Genomic DNA, 17,556 nt, shown 5'->3' on the forward strand with positions numbered 1-17,556 from the left:
CCGGACAAGCAATCACTCACCGCGCCAGTTCCTTCAGCCCGAAACGAATGAGCTTCGAGGCATCGGCGTCCTCGCCGGCCGTCTTCAGCGCCGCCGCGACAGCATTGGCTGCTGTGTCGCGCGAATAGCCGAGATTGACCAGCGCCGAGACGGCGTCGGTAATCGGCGCCGGCGCCACGCCTTCGCCGAGCTCCTGCTTAAGGCCGATGGTGCCGGAGGCGGTTCCGGCATAGGCCGGCGCCTTGTTCTTCAACTCGGTGACGATGCGCTCGGCCACCTTCTTGCCGACGCCGGGCGCGCGGCTGACCATGGCGATGTCGCGCAGCGCGATCGCATTGGCGAGGTCTGCCGGCGCCAGCGTCGACAGGATGGCCAGCGCCACCTTGGCGCCGACGCCTTGCACATTGCTCATCAACAGCCGGAACCATTCGCGCTCAAGCACCGACTGGAAACCGTAGAGCCGGATCATGTCCTCGCGCACATAGGTCTCGATGAACAGCACCACCGCCTCGCCGGGCGAAGGCAGCGCGGCCAGCGTGCGCGCCGAGCAATAGGCGACATAGCCGACGCCGTGCACATCGACGAGGCAGAAATCCTCCTCGATCTCGTCCAGCGTGCCTTTCAATTTGCCGATCATGCGTGATCCCTCATGCCAGCGCCATCCTGTAGGCGACGCTTTGCCGGTGATGCGCGTGGCAGATGGCGATAGCCAACGCGTCTGCGGCATGTTCGGTGTCGAAAACGGCTTTCGGCAACAGCACCTTTACCATCATGTGGATCTGCTTCTTGTCGCCATGGCCAACGCCGATCACCGCCTTTTTGACGGCATTGGGGGCATATTCGGCCACAACAAGGCCGGCGCGCGCCGGCACCAGCATGGCTATGCCGCGCGCCTGGCCGAGCTTCAGTGTCGCCACCGCATCCTTGTTGACGAAGGTTTGCTCGACGGCCGCTTCCTGGGGCATGGCCGCATGCAGGATCTCGGCCAGCCCGTCATGCAATTGGCAGAGCCGTGTCGCCAGCGCCGCCTTGTCGTCGGAGCGTACAGTGCCGGAGCTGATAAAGCGCAGCGAGTTGCCGAGGCTCTCGACGATGCCCCAGCCGGTGCGCCTCAGCCCCGGATCGATACCGATAATGCGAATCGCTTCCCTCATGCGCGAAGTCTACCTCCGGCGCACAGCGATGTCAGCGAAATGTGAACAAACCGGAAACGGAGGCGTTTAACCTCGAGCGAAAGCCGTGTTCAGCAGCGTGATCTGGTCGGAAACCGGATTGGCGCGGCGGGCGGCGGCAGGCGTCTCGGCAAACGCGCCGCCATAGATCTCTTCGTCCATGCGGCGCACCAGCGCCTGCAGGCGCAGCGAGCGGGTGACGAGGTCGAGGAAATCCTTCGGCAGTTCGCCCCAGCCGACCGCTTCGTCATGCGCCGAGGCGGTGTCGAGACGCACCTTGGATTTTTCCGAAGCGACCTGGTCGCGGGTCATCTCGCCGGAATTTGCCGCCCGCTGCAAAAGCAGCCAGGAGGCGACTTGCATCAACCTTGTGGTCAGCCGCATCGATTCGGCCGCATAGAGCGTCGCCGCCAGCCTGGACAGCTTCTTGGCCTCGGCCCGGCCCTTGCCGTCAAGATACTCGGCTGCCTGTTCGACCAGGCCCATGCCTTCCTGGTAGAGCGGTTTGAAGGATTGGGAGAAAACCCGGCGTTCCGCCAGCTTGATGGTTTTCGCGATGCCCTTCGAAGGCTCGTTCATCGATACGCCCCTGCACTGCCCCGTCGGCTGATTCGGCTTCTCGCCGTCACGCCGGCACCCTAGATGACTGAAGCTTGAAAATGCGCTTCGCCGCCGGCGAAGGCAAGCACATGTTTAACAAACGGTTAACGCCTGCGCAGGGGCGCCAAGCGGACCAAAAGCAGACAAAAAAAGAGCCGCGGATAAGGCGGCTCTCAGGAGTTTAACAGGGAGGCGTCAAACGAAGTGGCTCCAACCACTCGGTAAGAATCCAGATCACTGGATGGACATAGTAAACACCTGTAAAGCTTAATGAACCCTTAACGGCGCGGATATTTCTTGATCGACCGCTGCCCTTCTGTGCCGTATCAGCACAACGGTGCCCTAAGCCTGATCGTCGGCTTGTTCATGCCTTCTTCCACACAGCCGGCAAGGAAATGAAGGCGAACAGCAGCATTGCCGCATAAAACCCCATCGAGGAGGAAGCCAGCACCGGCTCGATCTCCGGATGGCCGGCAAGTTCAAAGTAAAGCCCAATCATCAGTGCGATGCCGCAGATTGCCGTCAGCCAGAAATGCACGACGGCAATCGTCTTTTGCCCGACCGCTGGAAACAGGTGGTAGAAGAAGGCAAACACCGCCGACATCAGCCAGCCCGCCACCATGGTGTGCGCGTGGGTCGGCATCTGCCCATGGTCATTGGAGATCGCCATATGCAGGCCGAGCGCCATGCCGCACAGGGAATAGATGACGGCCAGGGTGAAGAAATTTCGTGCTACGCCTTGCATGGGATACCCTCGTTGGTTGTTGCAGACTTGGTCCGACCGCGCGCGGCCAAAATGGAGCGTCGGTCGCGAGCGGCTTAGTCCCCGCAGGTTTCAGGATCATGCCGCGAAACCAGCCAATGCCGACACGGCGTCTATCCGGCAAATGCCGGGTATTGTGCGGGCTGGCGGTAAAATCCGGCGACGGCGCCACCGCAACAAGCCGGCACCCACGCGGCATCTTCTGGATACATGTACGGAGATAATCCGCCCTCCTTCGGAAGCAGACGCGCGAAAGCAGCGTTTACCCCCGGAACGATGCACAAGGAGCGGCAATGGACTGGTATTCTCTCTTCAAATTCCTGCATGTCATGGCAGCGATCCTCTGGCTCGGCGGCGGTTTCGCCATGCTGCTGGTTTCGATACTCGCCGATCGCGACGGCGACGACGAGACGCTGATGGTCATGCTGAGAACGACGGACAAACTCGGCTTGCGTCTGTTCGTGCCGGCGTCTATCGCGACCCTGGCTTCTGGTCTGGTGCTGACTTCGCTATGGACCGGCTTCTCCGACCTTTGGGTCGTCATCGGCCTTTGCGGCTACGCCGCCGCGTTTCTGACCGGTATCCTCGTGCTGAAGCCTTCGTTCGAAAAGCTTGCCACAATGCTTGCCGCGGACGGCATGACCCCGGCTGCCATAGCGTTTGGGCGCCGCATGATACGGATCGTCAAGTTCGATTTCGTCATCATGATCGTCGTCGTCGCCGACATGGTGCTGAAGCCGACCGCGCACGACATCGCCACTCTCGGCGCCATGGCGGTCGTGGTCGTTGGTGGTGCATCGCTGACCTTTGCGAGCGCCCCGCGAACCAAACCGGCAGCCGCCTGAGCGGGATTTAGAGCAGGCCGGCGATCCCGTCCCAAAGCAGCTTGACCGCGACCACGGCCACGGTCGCGTAGGTGAAGGGATAAAAAATCTCCGGCCGCATGCGCCGCACCAGCCAGGCGCCGGCGATGGTGGCCAGCGGCGCCAGCGGCATCAGCACGGCCGACGCCGTCAGGTTGGCGGTGTCGAACTGGCCAAGCGCGAAGTAGGGGATCAGCTTCAGCGCGTTGGTGGCGGCAAAGAAGATCGCCGATGTCCCTGACAGCACCTTCGGATCGAGCCGGATCGGCAGCGCATAGACCTGGAAGGGGGGCCCGCCGACATGGGCGACGAAGCTGGTGAAGCCGGCGACGGTGCCCCAGAAGGCGGCGGCGATGCGGTTGGGCGCCGCCGCATGGTCGGAACCGTGGCGGAACTGGAGATAGAGCCAGCGCAGCACGAAGATCAGCGCGACAGCGCCGACGATCAGCCGCACCATCTCTTCGGTGACGAGCGCTGCCGTCAGCCAGCCGAGCCCAATGCCGATCACCGCGCCCGGCATCATGTCGACCAGCATCTTTCTGTCATACACACCCCACCACGTCCACACCGAAACGATGTCCATCAGGCACAGGATCGGCAGCAGGATGGCCGCCGCCTGCACCGGCGGCATGGCCAGCGCCATCAAAGGCACGCCAACGAAGCCGACAGCGCCGCCGAAGCCGCCTTTCGACAGCCCGACAAGTATCACCGCCGGAATGGCGGCGGCATAAAACCACGGATCGGCGAGCAGACCTGACATGAACTGGAAATGCTGGAGGGAAGACGGTTGCCCTGCAATAGCCCAGAAACCCTTGCGCCGCGACCGGGAAAATGCCGGCCGTGTCGATCAACTGTGCGTAAAGCGACGGTTCCGGATTTACGGCAAGATCGCCGCCGATGCATAAGGGCGCCGTCCGATGCATCAGGTTTTGGCCCCAGGTTTTGGCCCCAGGTTTTGACCCCAGGTTTTGACCCCAGGTTTTTGACCCCAGGTTTTTGACAATGAGCGAACCCCACATCCGCCGCGCCGAAGCGGCCGACCTGCCTGCCATCGTAGCCATGCTCGCCGACGATCCGCTTGGCCGCAGCCGCGAGGATGCGACCGAGCCACTCGCCAAGGCCTATCGCGACGCCTTTGCCGCCATCGACGCCGACCCCAACCAGTTTCTTGCCGTGATGACGGATAGCGGCCGCGTCATCGGCACGTTGCAGATCAGCTATCTCGCCGGGCTGTCGCTGCAGGGCGCCTTGCGCGGCCAGATCGAGGCTGTGCGCGTCGTCGCAGACCGCCGCGGCGAACGGCTGGGACAGCGTCTGCTGGAATGGGCGATCGAACAGTGCCGTGAACGCGGCTGCAAGATTATCCAGCTGACCACCAACAAGAGCCGCCAGGACGCGCATCGCTTCTATGACCGGCTCGGCTTCAAGGCCAGCCACATCGGTTACAAATTGGAGCTTTAGTTCAGCGGTGGAGGACGGCGCCGGATCGGCTGCGCCTTGATGATGGCGGTGCTGGTTTCCGCCTTGTCGGCGATGCGGTCGAGAAGCTTGTCGAGCTCGCCGATGGAGCGCACGTAGAGCCGGGCCACGAAACAGTCGTCGCCGGTGACCTTGTCGCATTCGCCGAATTCCGGGATCTCCTCGATCAGCTTCTGCACGATGTGCAGCTTGCCCGGCAGTGGCCGCACCCGCACGATCGCCTGCAACGGAAACCCCAGCGCCTCCGGGTCGATCTCGATGGTGAAGGCGCGGATGACGCCGCGTTCCTCGAGCCGCCGCAGCCGTTCCGAGACGCTCGGCGATGACAGCCCGACCTGCTGCGCCAGATCCTTCAACGAAGTCCGCGAATCCAGGATCAGGATGTCGAGAAGCTTTCTGTCCAACTCGTCCAGCATTTTCATCTCCTCGCAAAAGGGCAGCGCGCGCCTTATTAAATAAGGTCCTGCCCCCATATCACCTTTCATAGGGTATATAAACCCTCAAGACGGCATGAGATTATGGCCTCAACAGATAGAGGTATTGTCATGGACAACACGGTACGCGGCACGATCGAGATGACGGCGGCGATGACGATTGTCGGCACGATCGGCTGGTTTGTCGTCATGTCGGGCCAGCCCGTTATGGACGTGGTGTTCTGGCGCTGCGCCTTCGGCGCGGTGGCGCTGCTGATCACCTGCGCGGCACTCGGGCTGCTGCGCGGCAGGCTGACGCTGCGCATTGTTGCCATCGCCGCTCTTGGCGGCGCGGCTATCGTCATCAACTGGCTGTTGCTGTTCAGCGCCTTCTCCCGCGCCTCGATCTCGATTGCCACGGCGGTCTACAACACGCAGCCCTTCATGCTGGTCGGCTTCGGCGCGCTGTTCTTCGGCGAGCGGCTGACCCTGGCCAAGCTGACCTGGCTCGGCATCGCCTTCGCCGGCATGCTGCTGATCGTGCAGACAGGGCCCGATGCGGGTGTCGGTTCCGGCATAACCGGCACAGATTATGTCATCGGCATCGTCATGGCGCTCGGAGCGGCCTTCTTCTGGGCTGTCGCGGCAATCGTCGCCAAGAAGCTCAAGGGCACCCCGCCGCATCTGATCGCGCTGATCCAGGTCTGCGTCGGCGTCGTCATGCTGGCGCCCTTCGCCAACCTCTCGCATTTGCCCGCAGATGCCTGGAGCTGGGCCATGCTGGCCACGCTTGGCGTCGTTCACACGGGCCTGGTGTACATATTGATGTACGCCGCCATCCAGAAACTGCCGACGCATCTGCAGGGGTCGCTGTCCTTCATCTATCCTGTCGTGGCGATCCTGGTCGATGTCATGGCTTTCGGCCACCGGCTGCATCCGGCCCAGCTCGTCGGCGCCGCCGCGATCCTGGTCGCCGCCGCCGGCATGAACCTCGGCTGGACTTTGTGGAAAGCCAAACCAACGGTCGAAAGCCCGCAAGCCGTCAAATGAGCGGCAGAGCGTCTTCTTGCGGGCTATCGTAAACCAAAGCCATCTCATCGATCCCCGCCCGCCTGTTCAAGGCGGGCGCTTTGTTCTATGCCGCAATGCAACCATCTTCGCCCGGCATAGGCGAAACCCGGGATCGAAAGCCATGAACGACGCAACACCCCCCAACCGCTGCCGCATCGTGCTGATCGCACCCAAGGACGCTCCGGCGCAGCGCATTGCGGCTGCCTTCGACGGCGGTGATATCGCTTCGCTGATCCTGCCTGAAAACGGCATGGACGAGGCTGCCTTCCAGGCTTTTGCAGAACAGATCGTACCGGCCGCGCAAGCGGCCGGCATCGCCGTCATCATCGCCGGCGATACCCGCATTGCCGGCCGTGTCCAGGCCGACGGCATTCATGTCGAGGTTTCCAAGGACGCGCTCGCTGAGACCATCGAACACTTCCAGGGCAAGATGATGGTCGGCGCCGGTGGCGCCAAGACGCGCGACGACGCGCTGGAACTCGGCGAAACCAGGCCCGACTACATCTTCTTCGGCCGCTTCGGCTACGACAACAAGCCGGAACCGCATCCGCGCAACCTGTCGCTCGGGCAATGGTGGGCGGACGTGATTGAGATCCCTTGCATCGTCATGGCCGGTTCCGCCATCGCTTCGGTAGAAGCAGTGGCCGCCACTGGCGCCGAGTTCGTGGCGCTGTCCAGCGCCGTCTTGGCCGAAGGCGCCGATCCGAAGGCGGCGATTGCCGCCGCCAATGCGCTGCTCGACCAAACCGCGCCGCGCTTCGAGGGCTGACGTGCGCCGACATGGACTTCCTCTCGCGGTTCTCGTTGCGGCCTTGATGAGCGGGGCAGCGATCGCGGCGGAGACCGTTCCGCTGCCGCAGCCGAGGCCGGACACCAGCGCGCCCGCCCTCAGCGTGCCGGATGCGGTCGCCCCCGATGCGGGTGCCCCAAAAGCCGGTGCCACGGATTCCGGCGTCCATATCGACAAGCCGATCGACACCCCGCTGCCGCAGCCGGCGACAACCGCGCCGCTGCCGTCGGCCGACGCGATCAACCCCGAACGTTTCGGCGCCAAGCCGGCGGACCCCGCCTATGGCGCTTTCCAGCGCGGCCTTTACAAGACGGCCTACAATCTGGCGTTGGTGCGGGCTCAGAATGGCGACCCGGCGGCGCAAACGCTGGTGGCCGAGATCCTGTCGCGCGGGTTGGGCGTACCGCTTAATCCCGCAGAGGCGGCCAAATGGTACGCGCAGGCCGCCGAGCAGGGAATTCCTGAATCGCAGTTCCAGTATGCGCTGATGCTGCTCGACGGCCGCTACGTCAAGAAGGACGAGAAGGGAGCTTATGCGCTGATGCAGGCCGCCGCCGAGGCCGGCAACCGGCTGGCGCAGTTCAACTTCGCGCAATTGCTCGTGCAGCAGGATCCGGGCGGTGCCCGCATCGCCAGGGCTGTGCCTTATTATGAGCGTGCCGCGGCGACAGGGCTTGCCGACGCCCAGTATGCGATGGCGCAGGTCTATGCCAATGGCGTCGGCGGCAAGACCCGCGACGATGGAAAGGCCCGCAGCTTGCTGGCACAGGCTGCCAGGCAGAACTACGACACCGCGCAGATCGATCTTGCCGCCTGGATGATCGAGGGCCGGGGCGGTGTTCGCGACCTGAAATCCGGCTTCAACTGGATGAAGCAGGCAGCTGAAGGCGGCAATGTCGCTGCCCAGAACCGGTTGGCAAAGCTCTATATGGGCGGCATCGGAACCGACCCCGACCTGATCCTGGCCGGGGCCTGGTATGTGGTCGCCCGCCGCGCCGGCCTTATCGATCCGGAGATGGACGATTTCCTGCAAGGGCTGACCGACGATCAGACAAAGCAAGCCTTGCAGAAGGCCAACCGCCTGCCCTGACACGCAACGTCACTGTGTATGATCCAGCACGACCTTGCCGAAGGGAGAGCCGTGTTCGAGATGGCGAAAGGCCGGCGCTGCCTCTGCCCATGGGAAGACCCGGTCGATCACCGGCCGCAGCCGATTGACGGCGAGCGCCCGGTTCATCGCTTCGAAGGACTCGCGCGAGCCGACCGGTATGCCGCGTGCTTTCACCTGGCGTCGGAAGATGTCGAGCGGATTGATCACCCCTTCGCTGCCGCCGAGATAGCCGATGACGTTGATCTGGGCGCCGCGCGCCGACGCCTTGAGCGACTGCGCGAAACTTTGGGGACCACCGACTTCGATGATGTGATCGGCGCCGCGGCCATCGGTCAGCGCCAGCACGGCCGACGACCAATCCGGATCGTCGCGGTAGTTGACGCCATCATGCGCGCCAAGCCCCTTCGCCCGGGCAAGCTTCTCATCGCTGCTCGACGTAACAATGACGCGCGCGCCGGCCGCCCTTGCCAACTGCACGGCAAACAGCGACACGCCGCCGGTGCCGAGGCTGAGCACGGTTTCGCCTGGCTTGAGCTTGCCCTCGGTGAACAACGCATGCCAAGCGGTGACGGCGGCGCAGGGTAACGTCGCCGCCTCTACGTCGCTGAGATGCGCCGGCGCGATGACAGCCGCCTGTTCGTCCAGCCGGGCGAATTCGCTCAGCAAACCGTCGATGGGGCCACCGCGCTGGTATGAGGGTTCGGCCATGGCGAAGCTGCCGCCGACCCATCGCTGCCAGAACGTGCCGCAGACCCGGTCGCCGACCTTGAAGCGGCTGACCTCGGAGCCAACCGCAACGACCTCGCCGACGCCGTCGGAAAGCGGCACCAGCGGCAAGGGGAATGTCGTGTGATAGCTGCCGCGCGCGATCTCGACATCGCGATAGTTGAGCGCAGTCGCCCTGACGCTGACGATCATCTCCTGACGGCCGGGTTCCGGCGTTGGCCGTTCGACCATCATCAGATTGTCGATGCCGCCTGGGCTCTGCAGTTCGATTGCCTTCATTGTCATTGTCCTTCCGTTTGAAAGGAAAATCGCTTGCCAGGCGGTGGATTTCAAATTCATAATGTTCAGAATGATTATGCTTGCAAAACATCGTTCTGACTATGCTTGAGGAATTGCGCACGCTCGCCCTGTTTGCCGAGGAGGGCTCGATCCAGAAGGTCGCCCGGCGCCTGCCGCTGACGCAGCCGGCTGTGACCCGGCAAATCCAGCGGCTGGAGGACATGCTTGGCACGACGCTGCTCGACCGCCGGCAAAAGCCGCCGCGACTGACGCCGACGGGGCTGGAAGTGCTGGCGCGCGGCCGCGATATCATCGCTTCCGTAGAAGCGCTGAAATCCTTCGCCGGAAAGACCGAGCCGGAAGGACTGTTCCGCCTGGGTCTCGCCCATGGCCTCTCGGACCGCGACATAGCGGGGGCCATCGCCAACGCCGCGGCGGCGTTCCCGAAAGTGTCGCTACGGCTCAAGACCGGCTGGAGCGCCGAACTGATCGATCAATTCGAACGCGGCGAGCTCGATGTGACGATTGTTCTGCGATCGTCGGACAAGCCAGGTCCGGAAGCGCTTGGCACTGAACGTCTTGGCGTCATAGCTGTCGCCGATCCGGAAGACGGTGGCCGGACACCCATGCCGTGGGTGCTTAGTCCGGCCCCTTGCGACGCGCGCCAGAAACTCATGTCGGTTCTGGTCGGCGGAAGGCGTTATTTCGAGATCGCGGCGGAGATACAGGATCCGGCCTTGCAGATGGAATGGGTCCGTCGGGGGCACGGCCTCGGGCTAGTGCCGTTGCGTCTTGCAAGGCGCGGACTTCCCGACGGCCTCATGCTGGTCAACACGGAAGATGTAGACCTTTCCTTGCAGGTCGCCGCACTTCGCTCGCCTCATCTCAACCGGCTGACTGAGGCTGCGGATGCCATCGTCGAGGCCGTCGGCAAAGTCATTGCAGCCCAGGTTTGAGGCTACCAGCCGCTGTCGGGCGATCTGGCATCCCTTGCCTCTCCTGCCGATTTGTGGTCTTGGGGGCCCGAAATCGCTTGTCCAGCGACCATCCCCATACCAACGGCCAAGCCGTTGGTAGCATCCCGGATCAATCTCATCATGGCCAAGATCAATGGCAACGAAATCCGTCCCGGCTATGTCATCGAACACGATGGCGGCCTTTGGGTGGCGGTCAGGACCAACACCGTCAAGCCCGGCAAGGGCGGTGCCTACAACCAGGTCGAACTGAAGAACCTGATCAACGGCACCAAGCTCAACGAGCGCTTCCGCTCGGCCGAGACCGTCGAGCAGATCCGGCTCGACCTGAAGGATTTTTCCTTCCTCTACGCCCAGGACGACGCACTGGTGTTCATGGACACGCAGAGCTACGAGCAGCTCGAGCTGGCGAAGGATTTCGTCGGCGACCGCGCCGCCTTCCTGCAGGACGGCATGATGGTGACGGTCCAGCTCTATGAGGACAGGCCGATCGGCATTTCGCTGCCCGACCAGGTGACGCTGACCATCACCGAGGCCGACCCGGTGGTGAAGGGCCAGACGGCCGCGTCCTCGTACAAGCCGGCGGTCCTGGAAAACGGCATCCGCGTGCTGGTGCCGCCATTCATCGGCGCCGGCGAACGCATCGTCGTCGACACCAACGAACTCACCTACATGCGCCGCGCAGACTGACACGTAGGCAGGAACAGATACGATGGCACGCTCCGCACTTCTCAATGTCATGGTCCAGGCCGCCATGAAGGCCGGCCGCTCGCTGTCGCGCGACTTCGGCGAGGTGCAGAACCTGCAGGTGTCGATGAAGGGACCGGGCGACTATGTCAGCCAAGCCGACCGCAAGGCCGAGGACATCCTGTTTGCCGAACTGTCGAAGGCACGGCCGGGCTATGCCTTCCTGATGGAAGAGCGCGGCATGATCGCAGGGGACGACGACCAGCACCGTTGGATCGTCGACCCGCTCGACGGCACCACCAATTTCCTGCACGGCATTCCGATCTTTTCCATCTCGATCGCGCTGGAGCGACAGGGCCAGTTGGTCGCCGCCGTCATCTACAATCCGGCAATGGATGAGCTCTACACCGCCGAGCGCGGCGGCGGCGCCTTCATGAACGATCGCCGGCTGCGCGTTGCCGGCCGCAGCAAGCTCACCGACTGCGTCATCGGCTGCGGCGTGCCGCATCTCGGCCGCGGCCAGCACGGCAATTTTCTCGTCGAGTTGCGCAATGTGATGGCCGAGGTCTCGGGCGTGCGCCGCCTGGGTTCCGCCGCGCTCGATCTCGCTTATGTCGCCGCCGGCCGCATGGACGGCTTTTGGGAAACCGGCCTGTCGGCCTGGGACATTGCCGCCGGCCTGCTGCTGATCCGCGAGGCCGGTGGCTTCGTCTCCGACATGGATGGCGGCCAGGATATGCTCGAGGCGGGTTCGCTCGTCGCTGGCAACGAGGTCATCCAGCGCGCGCTGCTCAAGGCGGTGAAGAAGCCGATCTCGGCGCGCTGATTACTTGGCATGCCGGCGCGGCGCGCTGAAGCGCCGCAGTCGCAAAACCGCAATCAAAGCTTGAAAATACTGCCCGGCGGCGGCCCAGATAAGGGTGACGCAGGATCTTTATGACGAGCATACCTTCACTATCCTCGCGAGAAGCGCAGCCAGACCAGCCAATTGAAATCCCTTTTGTCGGGCGTTGGCACTATTCGCGTGCGGAGATGATCGCCGATGGCATCGTCCACGCGGTCGGCATCGTGCTGGCGATAGCCGCCGGCTCGGCGTTGCTGGCGCTGGCCGCCTTCCATGCCGGTCCCGGCGAATACATCGCCGCCGCCTTCTTCGTGGTGTCGCTGCTGACTGTGCTGTCGATTTCGCTGACCTACAATCTGTGGCCGGTGACGTCGCCGGCGAAGTGGATCTTGCGGCGCTTCGATCATGCGGCGATCTATCTCCTGATCGCCGCGACCTACACGCCCTTTCTGGCCCAGCTCGACGGCTCGCCGCTGGCGCTGCCGATGATTGTCCTTGTCTGGACCGCTGCTTTGACCGGCATTGCCATGAAAGTGTTCCTGCCCGGCCGCTTCGATCGTCTGGCCATTGTCTTCTATCTCGCCATCGGCTGGAGCGGCGTCGTCCTGGTCAAGCCGCTGGTGGCGACGTTGCCGACGACCTCGATCGCGCTGATTGTCGCCGGGGGCATCGTGTACTCCTGCGGCGTCATCTTCTTCGCCTGGAAACGCCTGCGCTTTCACAATGCCCTCTGGCACGGCTTTGTCGTCACCGGCGCCGGGCTGCATCTTGCCGCCATGGTCGACTGCCTGGTCGTCAACCGCCTCTGAACGGCGTGGTGCGGCCCGACAGTCGGGCAATATTGCCAAGCGCCATTCAATTTGGTCACAATTCCGTTTAGAGTCGCGAATTACGTGATCGGCGGCACTGGAGCAGTTCCAGGGAAGTATGAGCGGCTTCCCGTTCGGAATTGCGTCAAGGCAAATAGAGCATCGGAAACGGGGCACGGATGGCTTTTCTCAGATCCTTCGGCGTGGGCAGGCGTTCTGATGTCCTGATGTACGATCCGCACAAACTGTCGAGCCCGCAGGTCTTCCTCCTGACCATGGTCATCTTCCTGGTCATCGTCGCCTTCATCGCCGCCATCCTCACCCGCCAGATCTCGACCGCTTTCGGGAGCAATCCCGGCCTCAACGGCCTGATCGTCGGCGTCCTTGTGGTCGGCATCCTGCTCGCCTTCGCCCAGGTCGGACGACTGTTTCGCGAAGTGCGCTGGGTCAATTCCTTCCGCGCCGGTTCCGAAACCACCGAGCCGGTGCTGCTGGCGCCGATGAAGGCGATGATCGGCCGCTCCTCGACGGTGGCCTTCTCGACGTCTTCGATGCGCACCATGCTGGATTCGATCGCCACCCGCCTCGACGAAAGCCGCGACACGTCGCGCTATCTTGTCGGCCTGCTGGTGTTCCTCGGTTTGCTCGGCACCTTCTGGGGCCTGCTCAACACCATCGGCTCGATCCGCGAAACCATCGAATCGCTCGATCCCGGCACCGGCGACGCCGCCGCGGTGCTCGATTCGCTGAAGCAGGGGCTGTCGGCACCGCTGGCCGGCATGGGCACGGCCTTTTCGTCCTCGCTGTTCGGTCTTTCCGGGTCGCTGGTGCTAGGCTTCCTCGACCTGCAGGCCGGCCGCGCCCAGACCCGTTTCTATACCGAGCTGGAAAACTGGCTCTCCTCGGTCACCGATCTCTCCTCCGACATCGCCGTCGCCGACCCGGCCAAGACTGAATCCTCCGACGAGATCCGGGTCCTGTCGGAACGGCTGCGCAGCATGCAGGAAAGCGGCGGCGGCTCCAATCCGCGCGTCGCCACCGCCATGGCCAATCTCGCCGACGGCATTTCCGGCCTGGTCAAGAACATGCGCTCCGAGCAGCAGATCATGCGCGACTGGGTCGAGGCCCAGTCGGACGAGCAGAAGGCGATGCGCAACACGCTGGAAAAGATCGCCGACGCGCTGAAGAAACCCGGGGTCCACTAGCATGGCTCTCGCCAGGGGCCGGCGCACCGATCGCCGGATCGACTATTGGCCGGGCTTCGTCGACGCGCTGTCGACGCTGCTGCTCGCCATCATGTTCCTGCTCACCGTTTTCGTGCTGGCGCAGTTCCTGCTCGGACGCGAACTCTCCGGCAAGGATACGGCGCTCGCGCGCCTCAACTCGCAGATCAACGAACTGACGCAGTTGCTGGCGCTGGAGCGCTCGAGCGCGCAGGACAAGGACGATTCGCTGGCCAATCTGCAGGCGTCGCTGTCGGCCGCCGAAGCTGAGAAGAGCCGGCTCGAGCAGCTGCTGGCGCAAGGTGCCGGCGCCGGCGACGCCGCCACCCAGCGCGCCGCGGAACTCGGCGGCGAACTCGACAGCCAGCGCCAGATCAGCCAGCAGGCGCTGAGCCAGGTCGAGATCCTCAACCAGCAGATCGCGGCGCTGCGCAAGCAGATCGGCGCGCTCGAGGATGCCCTCAACGTCTCTGAAACGCGCGACCGCGATTCCAACACCAAGATCGCCGATCTCGGCCGTCGGCTCAACGTCGCGCTGGCGCAGCGCGTGCAGGAGCTGAACCGCTATCGCTCCGACTTCTTCGGCCGCCTGCGCGAAATCCTCGCCGACCGCGAGAACATCCGCATCGTCGGCGACCGCTTCGTCTTCCAGTCGGAAGTTCTGTTCCCGACCGGGTCGGAAGTGATCAACGATGCCGGCAAAGTCGAGATGAAGAAGCTCGCCGATGCCATCATCGAGTTGCAAAAGGAAATCCCGCCCGAGATCAACTGGGTGCTGCGCGTCGACGGCCACACCGACAACAAGCCGCTGTCCGGCGCCGGCCGCTATCGCGACAATTGGGAATTGTCGACGGCGCGTTCGACCTCGGTGGTCAAGTTCCTGATCGAGAACGGCGTGCCCGCCAACCGGCTGGTTGCGGCCGGCTTCGGCGAATTCCAGCCGCTCGACCCCGCCGACACCGAAGACGCCCGCAACAAGAACCGACGCATTGAACTGAAGCTCACCGAACGGTGATTTTCAGTCACGCGAAATTGTTTGCCGGCTCAACTCTAGGGCGCAACGCCAGGTCGGCAAGGCCTGAAAACATTATCTTTCTTTAATTACACTTCGCGTTTCCGGGCTCCTACTTTGACGCGCAGGGCCGAGAACCGCCGGCGATGCCTCCCATCGCGACGCGACGGAACCGGACGGCCCGCTTCCGGAAGGCGGAGCGAAAGCGCTTGCCCCTTCCACAGCAGGAGGAGACGCACATCATGCGCTCTTTGAAGACTCTCAGGACCGCAACCCTCACGACACTTCTGATCACTGTTCCACTCGCCGGCGCCTATGCCGCCGGACATCACAAGGGCGCCCTCGACGCCAGCGACCCGACCGACATGACCGGTCCGCGCGTGACCGGCCTGATCGAGCAGGTGCGGGGCGTCGAACAGGGCATCACGGATGCGCGCGAAACGAAGGGCATCTCGACCTCGGAAGCGCGGTGGCTGCATCTGCGTGCGGCGCATATCGGCCAGGCCGCCGAACGGGTCGCCGCTTCGGACCATGGCCGGATCCCGGCCGCGCAATATCACGATCTGCTGCGCCGCCTCGACAATGTCGATCTGAGGCTGATGTCCGACACCGGCAGCGGCTTCATGATCGGTGATGGCTCCGACGGCGGGAATTATCCGAACGGCTGAGATCCGCTCTGATATCTCCAGGAATGAGGAAGGGACTGTCTGACGCCCCCGGATCTGGCTCCGAGGGCGTTTTTTTTGTCACCAGCCCAGCCACAGCGCAGCGAGGGCCAGCACCGCCGGCACGGTCTGAATATAGAGGATCTTCCGGCTGGCAGTCGCCGCGCCATAGAGGCCGGCGACGGCGATGCAAAGCAGGAAGAACACCTTGATCTGGAATCCCGCCGCCCCGAGATAGAGGCCCCAGATCAGCCCGGCGGCAAGGAAGCCGTTGTAGAGCCCCTGATTGGCGGCGAGCACCTTCGATGCGCTGGCGAAGTCCGGCTTGAGGTTGAACGCCCTGTGCCCGCGCGGTGTGTCCCACGCCACCATCTCCAGATAGACGATAAAGAGGTGGATCAGTGCCACCAGCCCGACCAGGATATTGCCGATCATCTTAGTCTCCCCTCCATGGCGGTGTTCCACCGTCAGCCAGCATTCCACGCACCAGCTCACCGGCGCAAGCTGCATCGGCGATAGCCACCTTTGAGGGTTGCCAATCCTGGCGCGTTGGTATCTTTTCCCGCCGTCCAAAACGCGGAACCTGCCATGTCCTTTCACAAGCTCGATGATCTCGGCCACAAGCTCGAAGCGCTGGAACATGCGCTCGCTATCCTCGGCGCCGACGAGGCGACCCACATGGCCGTCGGCGGCGGCGAGAAGCGCGCCGAAGCGATGTCTTCCCTTGCCGGCATGCTGCATATCAGGGCTACCGCGCCGGAGATCGCCGACTGGCTCGCCGCTGCAGAAGCTGAAGCGCTCAACGAGGAGCAGCAGGCGGCGGTCCGCGAACTGCGTCGCCAATACACCAACCTGACCTGCCTGCCGGTCGAATTCGTTGAGCGCCAGACGGTGGCGCGTATGCGCTCGGAGCAGCTCTGGCGCGATCTGCGCGCCAAGAATGACTGGGCAGGCTTCCTGCCGGCGCTCGAAAGTGTCATCGCGCTGGTGCGCGAGGAAGCCGCTTTGCGCGCCGACGCGCTCGGCCTCGATCCCTACGACGCACTGATGGAGCAATACGATCCTGGCAACCGGGCCGCCGAATCACGCCGGTCTTCACCGAGCTGAAGACATTCCTGAAGGGCTTCGTGCCGGAAGCGCTGGCCGTACAGGAAGCGCGACTGGCCAAGCGCCCGCTGAAGCCGCTCTCCGGCAGCTATGCGATCGACCGGCAGCGCGAGCTTGGCCTTGCCATGATGGCTTCGGTCGGCTTCGACCTCACCCATGGCTCGCTGTCGGTGTCGCACCATCCTTTCTGCGGCGGTGTGCCGAGCGACGTGCGCATCACCACCCGCTACAAGACGTCCGACTTCCTGTCGGCGCTGATGGGCGTGCTGCATGAGACCGGCCATGCGCTCTACGAGCAGAACCTGCCGAAGGCCTGGGCGCACTGGCCGCTCGGCAAGGCCCGCGGCATGGCGGTGCATGAGAGCCAGAGCCTGTTCGTCGAGAAACAAGTCGGCCGCAACCCCGAATTCTGGCGCTGGGCGCTGCCGGTGGTCGAAAAGCATCTCGGCGAAGCCTGGTCGCTGGACGACATCCTGCCGCATGTGCACCGGGTAGAGCGCGGGCTGATCCGCGTCGACGCCGACGAGGTCACCTACCCGCTGCATGTCATCCTGCGCTACGAGTTGGAGCAGGAGCTGGTCTCGGGGCGGCTGCAGGCGGCCGACCTGCCCGAAGCCTGGGACGCCAAGATGCGGGAGTATCTTGGCCTTTCGACCATCGACAACCCAGCCGACGGACCGATGCAGGACGTGCATTGGCCAGGCGCCGCCTTCGGCTATTTCCCGTCCTATACGCTGGGCGCCATGATGGCGGCGCAGCAATGGGCTGCGCTGACGCGCGACCATCCTTCAGCCGACAGCGAGCTTGCCAACGGCAATTTCGCCGCCATCAATGACTGGCGCCGCGACAAGATCTGGTCACAGGGTTCGCGCTGGTCGACGCCCGAACTGCTTGAGCGCGCCACCGGCGAAAAGCTCAACGCCGCGTATTTCACCGAGCATCTCCGCAAGCGGTATGGTCCCGCCTGA

Annotated in this window: 20 protein-coding genes and 1 pseudogene; 13 read left to right on the forward strand and 8 right to left on the reverse strand. The window is 63.7% G+C overall.

Annotation, left to right across the window (positions count from 1 at the left end; all coding sequences use genetic code 11):
• Window positions 1–16: 16 nt before the first annotated feature.
• From ruvA to NKI37_RS20020, 4 genes are all read right to left on the reverse strand, one after another.
• On the reverse strand, window positions 17–637 hold the full coding sequence (gene ruvA / locus NKI37_RS20005; protein ID WP_023668770.1) for a Holliday junction branch migration protein RuvA: 621 nt from the start codon (window positions 635–637) through the stop codon (window positions 17–19).
• 10 nt (window positions 638–647) lie between these two features.
• Complete coding sequence (gene ruvC, locus NKI37_RS20010; protein WP_023668769.1) at window positions 648–1,154, reverse strand: crossover junction endodeoxyribonuclease RuvC; 507 nt, start codon at window positions 1,152–1,154, stop codon at window positions 648–650.
• A 66-nt stretch (window positions 1,155–1,220) separates the two neighbouring features.
• Window positions 1,221–1,751: a protease adaptor protein RcdA gene (rcdA, locus tag NKI37_RS20015; protein ID WP_023668768.1), complete on the reverse strand. Its 531-nt coding sequence runs from the start codon at window positions 1,749–1,751 to the stop codon at window positions 1,221–1,223.
• A 385-nt stretch (window positions 1,752–2,136) separates the two neighbouring features.
• Window positions 2,137–2,517: a hypothetical protein gene (locus NKI37_RS20020; RefSeq protein WP_023668767.1), complete on the reverse strand. Its 381-nt coding sequence runs from the start codon at window positions 2,515–2,517 to the stop codon at window positions 2,137–2,139.
• Between the two features lie 311 nt (window positions 2,518–2,828).
• Between NKI37_RS20020 and NKI37_RS20025 the strand changes: the two genes are divergently transcribed.
• The gene (locus NKI37_RS20025) at window positions 2,829–3,380 is read left to right on the forward strand and encodes a DUF2269 family protein (protein ID WP_023694595.1); all 552 of its coding nucleotides are present in this window, start codon (window positions 2,829–2,831) and stop codon (window positions 3,378–3,380) included.
• Between the two features lie 7 nt (window positions 3,381–3,387).
• Here the strand turns inward: NKI37_RS20025 and NKI37_RS20030 are convergent, their stop codons facing one another.
• Window positions 3,388–4,158: a sulfite exporter TauE/SafE family protein gene (locus tag NKI37_RS20030; RefSeq protein WP_023668765.1), complete on the reverse strand. Its 771-nt coding sequence runs from the start codon at window positions 4,156–4,158 to the stop codon at window positions 3,388–3,390.
• A gap of 242 nt (window positions 4,159–4,400) precedes the next feature.
• On the opposite strand from NKI37_RS20030, the gene NKI37_RS20035 reads away from it, so the two are divergent.
• Window positions 4,401–4,859, forward strand: a complete 459-nt coding sequence (locus tag NKI37_RS20035; RefSeq protein ID WP_023668764.1) for a GNAT family N-acetyltransferase — start codon at window positions 4,401–4,403, stop codon at window positions 4,857–4,859.
• Here NKI37_RS20035 and NKI37_RS20040 read toward each other — a convergent pair.
• A complete protein-coding gene (locus tag NKI37_RS20040; protein WP_023704892.1) occupies window positions 4,856–5,293 on the reverse strand; it encodes an Lrp/AsnC family transcriptional regulator in 438 nt (145 codons plus the stop codon). The two genes, NKI37_RS20035 and NKI37_RS20040, sit on opposite strands and share 4 nt — an antisense overlap.
• 129 nt (window positions 5,294–5,422) lie before the next feature.
• Here NKI37_RS20040 and NKI37_RS20045 point away from each other — a divergent pair, with 129 nt between their 5' ends.
• The 3 genes from NKI37_RS20045 (at window position 5,423) to NKI37_RS20055 (ending at window position 8,241) form a co-directional block, all read left to right on the forward strand.
• Window positions 5,423–6,340, forward strand: coding sequence for a DMT family transporter (locus NKI37_RS20045; protein WP_023684172.1), 918 nt, complete (start codon window positions 5,423–5,425; stop codon window positions 6,338–6,340).
• A gap of 142 nt (window positions 6,341–6,482) precedes the next feature.
• The gene (locus tag NKI37_RS20050) at window positions 6,483–7,130 is read left to right on the forward strand and encodes a thiamine phosphate synthase (protein ID WP_023700281.1); all 648 of its coding nucleotides are present in this window, start codon (window positions 6,483–6,485) and stop codon (window positions 7,128–7,130) included.
• A 46-nt stretch (window positions 7,131–7,176) separates the two neighbouring features.
• Window positions 7,177–8,241: a tetratricopeptide repeat protein gene (locus NKI37_RS20055; protein ID WP_352794543.1), complete on the forward strand. Its 1,065-nt coding sequence runs from the start codon at window positions 7,177–7,179 to the stop codon at window positions 8,239–8,241.
• Window positions 8,242–8,250: 9 nt separating this feature from the next.
• Here NKI37_RS20055 and NKI37_RS20060 read toward each other — a convergent pair whose 3' ends face one another.
• Window positions 8,251–9,267 (reverse strand): zinc-dependent alcohol dehydrogenase family protein, encoded by a 1,017-nt coding sequence (locus tag NKI37_RS20060; protein WP_352791187.1) that lies wholly within the window; start codon window positions 9,265–9,267, stop codon window positions 8,251–8,253.
• Between the two features lie 80 nt (window positions 9,268–9,347).
• Here NKI37_RS20060 and NKI37_RS20065 point away from each other — a divergent pair, with 80 nt between their 5' ends.
• From NKI37_RS20065 to NKI37_RS20095, 7 genes are all read left to right on the forward strand, one after another.
• A complete protein-coding gene (locus tag NKI37_RS20065) occupies window positions 9,348–10,223 on the forward strand; it encodes a LysR family transcriptional regulator (RefSeq protein ID WP_352791188.1) in 876 nt (291 codons plus the stop codon).
• Between the two features lie 141 nt (window positions 10,224–10,364).
• Window positions 10,365–10,931 carry an elongation factor P gene (efp, locus tag NKI37_RS20070; protein WP_023668757.1) on the forward strand — a complete coding sequence of 189 codons (567 nt, stop codon included), beginning with the start codon at window positions 10,365–10,367 and terminating at the stop codon, window positions 10,929–10,931.
• 22 nt (window positions 10,932–10,953) lie between these two features.
• The gene (locus NKI37_RS20075; RefSeq protein WP_352623723.1) at window positions 10,954–11,754 is read left to right on the forward strand and encodes an inositol monophosphatase family protein; all 801 of its coding nucleotides are present in this window, start codon (window positions 10,954–10,956) and stop codon (window positions 11,752–11,754) included.
• 110 nt (window positions 11,755–11,864) lie between these two features.
• A complete protein-coding gene (trhA, locus tag NKI37_RS20080; protein ID WP_023700276.1) occupies window positions 11,865–12,581 on the forward strand; it encodes a PAQR family membrane homeostasis protein TrhA in 717 nt (238 codons plus the stop codon).
• A 179-nt stretch (window positions 12,582–12,760) separates the two neighbouring features.
• A complete protein-coding gene (locus NKI37_RS20085; RefSeq protein ID WP_023668754.1) occupies window positions 12,761–13,786 on the forward strand; it encodes a MotA/TolQ/ExbB proton channel family protein in 1,026 nt (341 codons plus the stop codon).
• A 1-nt stretch (window position 13,787) separates the two neighbouring features.
• Complete coding sequence (locus NKI37_RS20090; protein WP_352794545.1) at window positions 13,788–14,819, forward strand: peptidoglycan -binding protein; 1,032 nt, start codon at window positions 13,788–13,790, stop codon at window positions 14,817–14,819.
• A 239-nt stretch (window positions 14,820–15,058) separates the two neighbouring features.
• The gene (locus tag NKI37_RS20095; protein ID WP_352444867.1) at window positions 15,059–15,484 is read left to right on the forward strand and encodes a hypothetical protein; all 426 of its coding nucleotides are present in this window, start codon (window positions 15,059–15,061) and stop codon (window positions 15,482–15,484) included.
• Window positions 15,485–15,562: 78 nt separating this feature from the next.
• Here the strand turns inward: NKI37_RS20095 and NKI37_RS20100 are convergent, their stop codons facing one another.
• A complete protein-coding gene (locus tag NKI37_RS20100; RefSeq protein WP_023668751.1) occupies window positions 15,563–15,916 on the reverse strand; it encodes a DUF1304 domain-containing protein in 354 nt (117 codons plus the stop codon).
• 153 nt (window positions 15,917–16,069) lie between these two features.
• Here NKI37_RS20100 and NKI37_RS20105 point away from each other — a divergent pair.
• Window positions 16,070–17,556 (forward strand): annotated as a pseudogene (locus NKI37_RS20105) (carboxypeptidase M32).

Source organism: Mesorhizobium sp. M0626 (assembly GCF_040320665.1).
Lineage (GTDB): Bacteria > Pseudomonadota > Alphaproteobacteria > Rhizobiales > Rhizobiaceae > Mesorhizobium.

Coding starts and splice junctions, on each gene's coding strand:
- ruvA (WP_023668770.1), bottom strand. CDS start 637: ATGATCGGCAAATTGAAAGGCACGCTGGACGAGATCGAGGAGGATTTC.
- ruvC (WP_023668769.1), bottom strand. CDS start 1,154: ATGAGGGAAGCGATTCGCATTATCGGTATCGATCCGGGGCTGAGGCGC.
- rcdA (WP_023668768.1), bottom strand. CDS start 1,751: ATGAACGAGCCTTCGAAGGGCATCGCGAAAACCATCAAGCTGGCGGAA.
- NKI37_RS20020 (WP_023668767.1), bottom strand. CDS start 2,517: ATGCAAGGCGTAGCACGAAATTTCTTCACCCTGGCCGTCATCTATTCC.
- NKI37_RS20025 (WP_023694595.1), top strand. CDS start 2,829: ATGGACTGGTATTCTCTCTTCAAATTCCTGCATGTCATGGCAGCGATC.
- NKI37_RS20030 (WP_023668765.1), bottom strand. CDS start 4,158: ATGTCAGGTCTGCTCGCCGATCCGTGGTTTTATGCCGCCGCCATTCCG.
- NKI37_RS20035 (WP_023668764.1), top strand. CDS start 4,401: ATGAGCGAACCCCACATCCGCCGCGCCGAAGCGGCCGACCTGCCTGCC.
- NKI37_RS20040 (WP_023704892.1), bottom strand. CDS start 5,293: ATGCTGGACGAGTTGGACAGAAAGCTTCTCGACATCCTGATCCTGGAT.
- NKI37_RS20045 (WP_023684172.1), top strand. CDS start 5,423: ATGGACAACACGGTACGCGGCACGATCGAGATGACGGCGGCGATGACG.
- NKI37_RS20050 (WP_023700281.1), top strand. CDS start 6,483: ATGAACGACGCAACACCCCCCAACCGCTGCCGCATCGTGCTGATCGCA.
- NKI37_RS20055 (WP_352794543.1), top strand. CDS start 7,177: ATGAGCGGGGCAGCGATCGCGGCGGAGACCGTTCCGCTGCCGCAGCCG.
- NKI37_RS20060 (WP_352791187.1), bottom strand. CDS start 9,267: ATGAAGGCAATCGAACTGCAGAGCCCAGGCGGCATCGACAATCTGATG.
- efp (WP_023668757.1), top strand. CDS start 10,365: ATGGCCAAGATCAATGGCAACGAAATCCGTCCCGGCTATGTCATCGAA.
- NKI37_RS20075 (WP_352623723.1), top strand. CDS start 10,954: ATGGCACGCTCCGCACTTCTCAATGTCATGGTCCAGGCCGCCATGAAG.
- trhA (WP_023700276.1), top strand. CDS start 11,865: ATGACGAGCATACCTTCACTATCCTCGCGAGAAGCGCAGCCAGACCAG.
- NKI37_RS20085 (WP_023668754.1), top strand. CDS start 12,761: ATGGCTTTTCTCAGATCCTTCGGCGTGGGCAGGCGTTCTGATGTCCTG.
- NKI37_RS20090 (WP_352794545.1), top strand. CDS start 13,788: ATGGCTCTCGCCAGGGGCCGGCGCACCGATCGCCGGATCGACTATTGG.
- NKI37_RS20095 (WP_352444867.1), top strand. CDS start 15,059: ATGCGCTCTTTGAAGACTCTCAGGACCGCAACCCTCACGACACTTCTG.
- NKI37_RS20100 (WP_023668751.1), bottom strand. CDS start 15,916: ATGATCGGCAATATCCTGGTCGGGCTGGTGGCACTGATCCACCTCTTT.